6 protein-coding genes are annotated in these 9,319 nt (G+C 55.0%); 1 reads left to right on the forward strand and 5 read right to left on the reverse strand.

Going from position 1 to position 9,319, the window contains the following annotated elements:
* Positions 1-51 precede the first annotated feature (51 nt).
* Genes PKC81_RS13605 through PKC81_RS13620 form a run of 4 tightly spaced genes read right to left on the reverse strand, consistent with a single transcriptional unit; the run spans position 52 to position 7,154 of the window.
* Entirely contained in the window at positions 52-3,090 is a 3,039-nt protein-coding gene (locus PKC81_RS13605) for a DNA methyltransferase (RefSeq protein ID WP_324336993.1), read from the reverse strand.
* A gap of 2 nt (positions 3,091-3,092) precedes the next feature.
* Positions 3,093-6,479, reverse strand: coding sequence for a helicase-related protein (locus tag PKC81_RS13610; RefSeq protein ID WP_324336995.1), 3,387 nt, complete (start codon positions 6,477-6,479; stop codon positions 3,093-3,095).
* 26 nt (positions 6,480-6,505) lie between these two features.
* Positions 6,506-6,841, reverse strand: coding sequence for a HigA family addiction module antitoxin (locus tag PKC81_RS13615; RefSeq protein ID WP_324336997.1), 336 nt, complete (start codon positions 6,839-6,841; stop codon positions 6,506-6,508).
* A 22-nt stretch (positions 6,842-6,863) separates the two neighbouring features.
* Positions 6,864-7,154 carry a type II toxin-antitoxin system RelE/ParE family toxin gene (locus PKC81_RS13620; RefSeq protein ID WP_324337000.1) on the reverse strand — a complete coding sequence of 97 codons (291 nt, stop codon included), beginning with the start codon at positions 7,152-7,154 and terminating at the stop codon, positions 6,864-6,866.
* Positions 7,155-7,558: 404 nt separating this feature from the next.
* Between PKC81_RS13620 and PKC81_RS13625 the strand changes: the two genes are divergently transcribed.
* Entirely contained in the window at positions 7,559-7,768 is a 210-nt protein-coding gene (locus PKC81_RS13625) for an AlpA family phage regulatory protein (RefSeq protein ID WP_324337002.1), read from the forward strand.
* 22 nt (positions 7,769-7,790) lie between these two features.
* Here PKC81_RS13625 and PKC81_RS13630 read toward each other — a convergent pair whose 3' ends face one another.
* Positions 7,791-9,044: an integrase arm-type DNA-binding domain-containing protein gene (locus PKC81_RS13630; protein WP_324337004.1), complete on the reverse strand. Its 1,254-nt coding sequence runs from the start codon at positions 9,042-9,044 to the stop codon at positions 7,791-7,793.
* Positions 9,045-9,319 lie beyond the last annotated feature (275 nt).

The raw sequence follows: 9,319 nt of genomic DNA on the forward strand, positions 1-9,319 counted from the left end.
TTTGGGCTTCATCTTCGTTCCTTCGTCACTACGACGAAGCCCAAATCCTCCTTAAATCACAACCTCAATTCTGTGCCATTGGTGCTGACGGCGGACAGGCAGAAATTCAAAGTCTTTACGCGTAACGTCGAAATCGTCGCCCATCATGGCCCACCAGATGAACGCGATTTTTCCGTTCAAAAGCGTGTGTATAATATTTCGTGATGGTTCATCCGTCGCAAAGATGCGTCCAACCTTTGTTTGGGGTATCTGTCGCCCTGTCTCTGAATAGCATGGTGGCTCACTGTAGCCAAAGGACACCCAATTGTATGCCGCCTGTTTGAAATGCAGCATGTACCCCGTAGCGGATGACGACAGGCGCATGTCCAGATTACCATTTGCCCTCTTCGATGATTCTATCGCTCTTAAGAACTTTTGGTTGCTTAGCTTCGGCACCAACCCATCCCAAAGATCTGGCTGGAATTCCGCATATTCAATGCGCTCAACCAAGTAAGGCCGCGCTTCTTCAAACCAGCGGTGTGTGATCGTAGTGTAATTCCCTGCTCTCCCTCCACGACTGCCGATATGGATTGTATTTCGGACTCGGACGTCGGCGCTGAATAGTGCAGCCGGGATACGGGCAAATGACGAAAACCAATTTCCAGCAAACTGATCGAGCAACAAATTTCGAAGTGGCTGAAAGCTGCCAGAGAATGTAAGGCTCAGCGGAACAACCATACCGTAAAAGCCATTAGCGGACGTCAATGTCGCGGCCCGCTCCATAATCCAGGCATACATGTCGGAACATCGTTCGGTGTCGTAGCCACGGATGGCGTAATCCTTTCGGACTTCAGATGCCTTGACGTATGGGGGGTTCCCGACTGACACATCGAACCCTCCACTTTCAATAATCCCATAAAATTCGACCAGCCAATGAAAGGGCTTGTGGCTGGCCTTCCATGATGCAAAGTTGGCGCTTGCCGCTATGTCGTCGCCAGCATCTACGCCGTAATCATGTGCCAAGTACCGATCCAACTGGGCCTCAAGCGCCGCAAGCCGGTTTCGTAGTTCGATTTTGTGATCAGCACCGATCGCCCCATGAAGCGCGGTCTGCTGTTCACGGAACAGTCGAAATGCGGCGTCAAGATCCTGCGCTGCCGCTTCGATCTTCCCGGCACGGTCATCGAAGTCAAAGCCTGACGCCTCGGTCGCGCGGCGCACGTCGGCGATCGAGGTGTAACCGATCAGGGTGTTCCCCGCCCTGATATTGAAATCGATATCGGGCAACGGCTCGATCTGGTCGGCGCGTTCCAGTTGCGACGCGAGTTTCAGGAACAGGCGGAGCTTACAAATCTCTACCGCCTCATCCATGATATCGACGCCATAAAGGTTATCGAGAATGATCGATTTATAGATGAAATAGGGGCGGTTGGGGTGGCGCTCGATCTGGTCGAGAACGCTGCGGAAATCCGAGTAGAGTTGACGCGGCCCGCTGCCCTCCGGCGCTGTTTCAACGAACTGCTCCATGCGCTCAAGGCAGGCATCATATAAGTCGTAAAGGATATTGAGCGCAGCAAACAGGAATGCGCCCGAACCGCAGGCCGGATCGAGCACTTTGATCGCCGAAATGCCTTTCCAGAATGCGCGGACAAGATCGGGGCTTTCAGCATATTGGATCGCGTCGCGCGCAAACTGGCGAATGTCGAGATTGAGGGTGATAAAATCCTCAATCGAGGCAATCTCGCCCGCCCCCGCCTTGGCCCTGAGGCTGGCATAGCGCTCGCGCCGCGCCACCAACTCACGCCAGGTTTCGGTCGGCAGGCCGTGGCTGGCAGGGGCAGTCTTGTTCCAGTCACCCCGCTGGGCAACATCATCGATGCCTGCGGCGATGTTGTCGGGAAGCGGCTGATCCGCTCCGTGCTTCACCGCCGGGTAGATATAGGCGTCGGGATTTTCGGAAAGCATCCGCCACACCGCGCTGCCCGGTTCGAACGCCACCTTGTCATGCGCGATGGCATTCTGGAAAAGCCAGGGAATGACGGTGTTCTTGGTGATATAATCGGTGATATCTTCCTTGGTGTAATAGGCCCCCATCTGCTTTTGGTTGATGTATTTTTCAAAGATGTGGCCAAGGACATCGGGGTTGATCTCCTTACCATCAGCGCGTTCGATGGCACGGGTGTCGAGCGTCCATTCATATTGATCAAAGAAATTGAACACGCCTTCAAATGCGGCGTCGGCGATCTGAATTGCGTTACCTTCGGCCTCCAGCGCATGCGGTTCAAACAGCCCGCCATTCAAATATGGGATGGCTCCGAGCAAACGTGCTGTTTCCGGATCGCGTGCATTTGCCGCAGTCGCCAAACCGCCGTGAAACAGTTTGAGCAGGAAGGCGCGATAAAAGCTGTGGAATTGGTCTGTGCCCTTGGCGGCGCGGACCTGTGCCAGCCGGTTCTTCAGATAGTCGATATCGTTATCCAGAAACCGCTTCTTCTGGATGAAATAGACGAACATCAACCGGTTGAGCATCAGCGAAGCATACCATTGGCGGTCGGTCGCACTGGCAAGCCCCTCTATGAAGCCCAGAAAGAGGTCGTGCTGCTGCTTGAACGCTTCGTAAAACCGTTTTGTAATTTTCTCTCGATCAAACGCATCGCGCATCCGCAGCGTTGTTCCGGCGAGGGTCAGCCCTTCTTCTTCGCTGAGGGTGAAGGCGATGTGATCGAGCTTTTGGATCAAGGCATCAGGCGGAGTGCTGGCGCGCCATTCGTGTTCGCGGAAGGCGGCGGGCTTGCCCTTTTCGCGCGCGACCCACTGCCAGATTTGTTTGGTCTGGGCAGTGTCTGTGAAGATGATTAGGTGTTCGTAAGCGCGCTTGGTTATCTCGCGCTCGATGCGCTGTCTGGTGCTACGTTCGGGCACCGCATCACAATGGAATATTCGAACGCCGCGTTTGTCCGCAACCGGGGTCAAAGCGTATTGCGCGCCGCCTGCTTCGATCTGCTCGGGTTGACGGGATTGAGGTCGGTCCCACCCCAACTCCTCGATGAAAAGCTTGGCGAAATCAAACGCCCGCAAATGGATTGTCGCCTGCCCCCTGTCGATTGCCATGGTCAGCCTTTCAGTCCCATTGAGCAAATGATACGCATGTCGGTCTGCTCTTCTTCCTTGTCCTGCTTGATACACAAACGCCCATCTTCGCGAAGTGCGATGACCATTTCGGCAAGCTTGGTGTCGCTAATCCCCGTTTTGAGGTGTCGATTGAGGGTGTCGATGGTCGATTGGAACATCGGAAAGTCGTAAATGTCGGCCATCACCTTTTCGACATCGCGAACGAAGTGGTCGGTTACAAACAAGGTGCGTTCGTTGCCCTGCTGCTCCAGAAACCTTTTTAGCCGGTCGTAGGTCTTGAACCGCGCGCCGGACGGGCGGCCAAGCGCACCATGGGTTGTGCGCTCCTCTTGCATCAGATGCTCGACGCCTTTGGCAACGATTTCGTGGTGGAACTCGGTGCGCTCCAGAGCCGGTTCATCTGGCGCGCATTCGGCGGCGCGAAGGATTGCCAGCGGCGACTGCGTCAGAATTTCTCCGTGCTCGTCCACCCAAGCCAGTGCATCATTGTCGTCCGGTGTGCGGATGTAGACGAGTGCGCCTTCCTTGGCATCAGTAATGGATGGCAATCTCTTGGTCGCGAACACAACATCGGGCAGGTCTTCGACCAGTTTTTTCAACTTCGGGTCAGCTTCAATGGCGTTTTGCCATATCTGGAACGCATAAGACGCTAGGTCGACTTCCCCTTCGTCCTCGCCGTCAAGAATGCCCGATTTTTCGCTGTAGAGGTCCTGAATCGGGTTTTCTTTGTCATCGTCTTCAAAAAAGGCCTCGTCCGAGCCGACCACTTCCTGATTTTCTTTCAAACGTTCTCGAACACGTGAGCGAAGCCGGATGATCCGCTCAACCCCATCGGCCGGAAGGAAGGAGTAGCAGTTGATTGTGTCGGCCTGTTGCCCGATCCGGTCGACGCGACCCGCGCGCTGGATCAGTCGGATGATCGCCCAGGGAAGGTCGAAATTGACAATGGTCGCGCAATCTTGAAGGTTTTGGCCTTCTGATAGGACGTCCGTTGCGATCAGGATGCGAAGTTCTCCTTCGGCCTGCGCGATGTGCTCCTTCTTGTTCGATTTTGGGCTGAATCGCCATGCGAGCCGCGTCGGATTCTCAGATTGGCCGGTGACGGCTGACACAGAGTTGATGCCCGCATTACGCAAGGCGGCTTCCAGATACCGGGCGGTGTCGGCAAATTGCGTAAAAATAAGCAGCTTGTCATTCGGATGATCGACGCGAGCAAGGTCAATCAACGCTTTGAGTTTAGTGTCGCGCGCTTCCACCCATTCCCCACAAATTTGCAGAACGCCGCGCAAGGCGTCAATGTCGGCCTGCAAATCAGTTTGGAGCGAGCGCTTAAACAGCGCTGCCTTTAACCATTTGAAGCGGCGCTTCTTGGCATTTGCATAAACGCCGTAGATTAGTGCTGCCTGTTCGCGCTGTTTCACCAATTCGTCGGTCGTAACTTCAGTTTCAGCTTCACCAGCATATTCCCCATCGGCGAAGAGCGTATCCGCAGCCTCAGAATCTGCATCTTCATCGGACACGTCGAGCAACTCGGCGTCCTGCGTTCCAATAGGAACCGGCAGGCCGTTCTCCAGCGCGTGTAAATAGACAAGGTTGCGCATGACGTGGCGTTGCAGCGATTGAATGAAAGCAGGCCCGCCGCTTTCGAGTCTTTTGAATAGATTGGTCTTGCAAAAACCCATCAGCCGAACGCCAGCACGGCCTAAGCCATCCATGATCAAATCTTCGGCTGGGGTCGGCGGGTGAGCTGGATCGGGATTCAGATAGTTGGCCAAACCATAGCGCGGCAGTGAAAGGCCATCGACTGCCGAAACAACAGCATCGGAATAAGCTTTAGCGTAGGGGTCATTAGGGTCCTTGTCGTCGATTTCGAACTTAACGGATTTTGGCTGACGAACCGGGAAGTACGACCGGGTGCCGTCGTTAAAGGTGATGTACTTGCGGCCACTCGCTGCATCCGTTTGGGCGTAGTTTTGGAGAATGAACCCGCGTGTACGACGGATCATGTAAAGTCGCATTAATTCGCGCCAGTCATCGGTCTGGTCGCTCTTTTCAAAAGCAGGAATTGATCGCACGGCACATTGGTGTTTGCGGACAAACTCGGTCTCACCGCCAATGGCGCGGATCATCGCCTCTGGACGAACGCCGATGTCTTGATCGTCCTCAATAAACAGACGAAGCTGGGACGACAGGTCGATAAACGACTTATTATAGGGTGTGGCCGACAGCAGAATACATTGGCTATCATTTGACCGGATATAGTCCTCTATCACCTTGTAGCGTTTGCCTTCACGGTTCCGGAGATTATGGCTCTCATCGATCAGGACCGTACGATAACGGCGAAGATCCGGCAGCTCGCTTTCGACACGCGAAAGCGAGACGATCTTGGCCGGGAGGCTGTAGGTTTCAACATAGTCGTCCCACATCTCGACGAGGTTCTTGGGACAAATGATCAAACTCCGTCCATCGCTCTCTTCGAGAATCTTGAGTAACGCTGAAGCCATAATCGATTTACCGAGGCCAACAACGTCACCGATTACAACGCCGCCACGCTTGTTCAAATGATGGGCCGCGACCTTCACGGCACTTGTTTGGAAATCGAACAGCTTGTCGCCAAAGATTGCCGGGATACGGAATTCTGACTGTCCGAGGCGAGCTTCTTGAGCCAGGTGATAAGCGATTTTCAGATATACATGGTATGGATCGACTAGCGTTTCGCTCGCCCAGCTCTCCTCGATGATTGTCGCAAGTTCGTCAGAAATGTCGATGCACCAGCGATCGTTCCAGCGATCTTCGAACCATGCTGCCAGCTTGTCGCAAGCGTCATGATCCATCACATCGACATTTAGTTCACCCTGAAATGCCAATCCTGCGAACGTGAGATTGCTACTGCCTACGAAGCCAACCTTGGGATTGATCGGATCAGGCCTGTGCAAAAGATACAATTTTGCGTGAAGCGGATGGCGTAGGAAAAGTTTGACGACTACTTTCCGCGCTCGGATTTGACGTGCAAGTCGTCGCAACCCGGCTTCGTCGCTATTGGTCGGCGTGCCAAGCGCAAGCTGCGTCCTGAATTCCTCTGCCAGTGCTTTTTTGAGTTCGAGAGCGCTGGCGTTGTCAATCCCATCATCGTGATATGCAGAAGATAGCTTTTCCCGGAGCCCCCTCTCTGGCGATTGATGCATACCGACCAACAATCGGCAGGCATTTCCATCCTGTCCCGACCAGCTTTCGATGTGCTCATCAATTTTTCGCCAACCCCGCAGATTGAAGTAGCCAACGCAAAAATCAGCCCGCTCTGATACAGAAAGAACCTTGTTCAGTTCGGGCAGCAGTGAATTGTCGATATTGTCAAATATGCGCGGCATGCACGAACTCTCGCTTTAAAATATGTTCAGAGCGTAGCAGACGCGCCACCGTCGTCAGATAATCCCTTAAACGGCATAACCTTGATCTCCCCCTCACGCTTCCTCGCCTGCGCGATGTCATAGCTGTTTTGCATCCGCATAAGCGTGTCCATCGACACGCCAAACGCCTTTTCTATCCGCAGCGCCATTTCGGACGAAAGCTGCGAATGTTCGTTGAGCAAGGTCGAGAGCGTCGCGCGGGTGACGCCCAACACCTGCGCCGCTGCCGTCACTGACAAGCCCAACGGCTCGATGATTTCCGATTTCACGAAACCGCCCGGATGCGCCGGGTTCTTCATGCGTATGCCTGCGATTGCGCTCATGTCCAGCTCCTAGTGCCAGTTCCTAGTGATAGTCTTCATAGTCAAGGTCTATGATCTCGATATCCTGACGGTCGATCCGAAACGTCATCCTCCAGTTCTTGGTCACGAATAGGCTCCACGTCCCCTTGCGGTCGCCGGTCAGCATATGCGCTTTCCAGCTCGGCACGGTGCGAAGCTCCTCCTCGCGCTCCATGTCCTGGAGGAAGGAAACGATACGCTGCACCTTGGTGACAACAGCAGGCTGCAACCCGCTAGCGTCATCATTCTCGATGAAGCGCCGCAACCCTTTGTGGATCACGTTCCTGATCTTCATAGCACCTCCTAACAACAAATTCGTTCGGCGTCAAGTGACGCCATACACTCTCAGCCACTTACTCGCTTTGCGATGGACTCGGAATAAGGCCGTCGAATACCGGCAATGGCGGCGAACATTTCGGCCCCGACTGTCCAGCTTTGGCGTCCAATTGAGCGGCAGTTCCGGCTGCCGACGCAATTTCGACTGATCCACCAAAATTAAGCCCCGCCCTGCGCCGCCACGTACCGCCGTCCATAGTCGGCTCTGTTCGATCATAGCCGTCCATCTTCGTACGCCGCCGATTGCCGCCTTTCGTCCGCCTGCGCTCACCGTCGCCTAACAGGCTCTTGCGCGGAAAATTTGTTTCGCCAATTCTTGGCTCATGGGGAGCCAATGACTGTCAAAGAATGGAAGTGCATCCCATGTCCGACTCCGAAAGAATTATCCGCCTCAAAACCGTACTGGCCCGCACCGGGCTTTCCCGATCGACCATGTATCGCAAGATCGCCGAAGGCACCTTCCCTTGTCAGGTCAGGATCAGCATTCATGGCGCTGGCTGGCGCGAGTCCGCCGTCAACCAGTGGATCGCCGATCCAGTCGGCTTTCGCAACGAGCACGCTGATCGACCTTGAAGAAGCCACGCGCACGGCTCGCTCAAACTGCCTTAAGATGCGAACGTGATCTTTTCGCGGTTCGGTCCGGCGCTGGAAACGGAACAACGTCGCCGCCAAGTCTTAGCTGGTCGAGATAATCGCTCCACCATTGGTGCATCGCCACGCGCTCATCCCAATAGCGACCGCGATTATAGACACCGCGAACGCTGTTCGCATCGGAATGGGCAAGTGACCGCTCGATGGCGTCGGGTGCCCATTTGCCGCTCTCGTTGAGCAAGGTTGAGGCGGTGGTGCGCAATCCGTGGGCGGTCACCTCACCCACCGCATAGCCCAATCGCCGGAACGCCTGATTGACCGTGTTCTCGCTGAGAGGGCGTTTGAACGTGTGAAAGGCTGGAAACACGAAGCCGGTCGGTCCCGTCAATGCGGACAGTTCTTCGAGATAGGCTAGCACCTGCCGCGACAATGGGATTTCATGCGGGCGGCGCATCTTCATGCGCTCGGCGGGAATTTTCCACACAGCATTGTCCAGATCGAACTCGGCCCAGGTCGCTTTGCGGATTTCACCCGGTCTAGCCATGACATGTGGGGAGACCTGCATCGCCAGCCGCGTGATCGCATGGCCAGAGTAGGAGTCTATCGAACGGAGTAGTTCTCCGAGCTGCGCTGGTTCGAGGATGGCAGCATGATGCTTGACCTTGGGAACGATCATTGCACCGCGCAAAATCGCGGTCGGGTCGGTTTCACCCCGCCCGGTTGCCACAGCGTAGCGAAACACGCGGCCAGCGAACGAACGGCACCGCCGTGCGGTTTCATACTTGCCCCTTGCCTCGATACGCTTAAGCGCGGCCAGAACATCCATCGGCTTAAGGTCGGTGATCGGAAAGGCAGCTATGGGCTGCAACTGCTCCAGCAGCCAGTTCACCTTGCTAATCGTGGTATCGGCGCGGCCTTCTGCGACCATCTTGTCGACATATTCCTTGGCGACGTCACCAAAACTGTTCGCAGCATTGAAAGCGGCTGTCAGCTTTTCGCGCTTCCTCGCCATCAAGGGATCGATCCCGCTTTCAAGCTGCCGTCGGGCTTCGTCTCTTCGCCGCCGCGCTTCCGCCAAGCCGACATCGGGATAGCGTCCAAGAGCAAGGCGCTTCTGCTTGGCTGCGTGCCGATATTTGTATCGCCACAGTTTTGACCCGTTGGGATGGACCTCCAGATAGAGGCCTCGATCATCGCCAAGCTGGGTGATCTTTTCGCCAGACCGGGCATTCCGGATTTGCAACTCTGTAAGCGGCATTTGCGACTCTCCTCATCAGGTTCCAGCGAAAGGGTCGGCAAGGCCATCAAGATGTGGTGCCATGAAGCATTTTTAGGTGGGGCCATTGGCCCGAAAAATGGCATTTCATGGCACCAGACCGTATGGTATCGCTTGACACTGCACGGGAACGGTGAGAGCAATTAATGGCAGAATTCTGCCGTTTTGTCGACCCTCTTGGGATGCCTTGGGATTGAAAAATGGTGCCCAGAAGAGGCGTAAAAATTCTGTCTCAGGCAATGCCGAGGCATCCCTAA

This window comes from Sphingorhabdus sp., from assembly GCF_035329025.1.
Taxonomy (GTDB): Bacteria; Pseudomonadota; Alphaproteobacteria; order Sphingomonadales; family Sphingomonadaceae; genus Sphingorhabdus_B.

What these genes read in the sequence shown, in the direction of transcription:
- PKC81_RS13615 (WP_324336997.1), bottom strand. Translation starts at nt 6,841, where the DNA reads ATGAGCGCAATCGCAGGCATACGCATGAAGAACCCGGCGCATCCGGGC.
- PKC81_RS13630 (WP_324337004.1), bottom strand. Translation starts at nt 9,044, where the DNA reads ATGCCGCTTACAGAGTTGCAAATCCGGAATGCCCGGTCTGGCGAAAAG.
- PKC81_RS13620 (WP_324337000.1), bottom strand. Translation starts at nt 7,154, where the DNA reads ATGAAGATCAGGAACGTGATCCACAAAGGGTTGCGGCGCTTCATCGAG.
- PKC81_RS13625 (WP_324337002.1), top strand. Translation starts at nt 7,559, where the DNA reads ATGTCCGACTCCGAAAGAATTATCCGCCTCAAAACCGTACTGGCCCGC.
- PKC81_RS13605 (WP_324336993.1), bottom strand. Translation starts at nt 3,090, where the DNA reads ATGGCAATCGACAGGGGGCAGGCGACAATCCATTTGCGGGCGTTTGAT.
- PKC81_RS13610 (WP_324336995.1), bottom strand. Translation starts at nt 6,479, where the DNA reads ATGCCGCGCATATTTGACAATATCGACAATTCACTGCTGCCCGAACTG.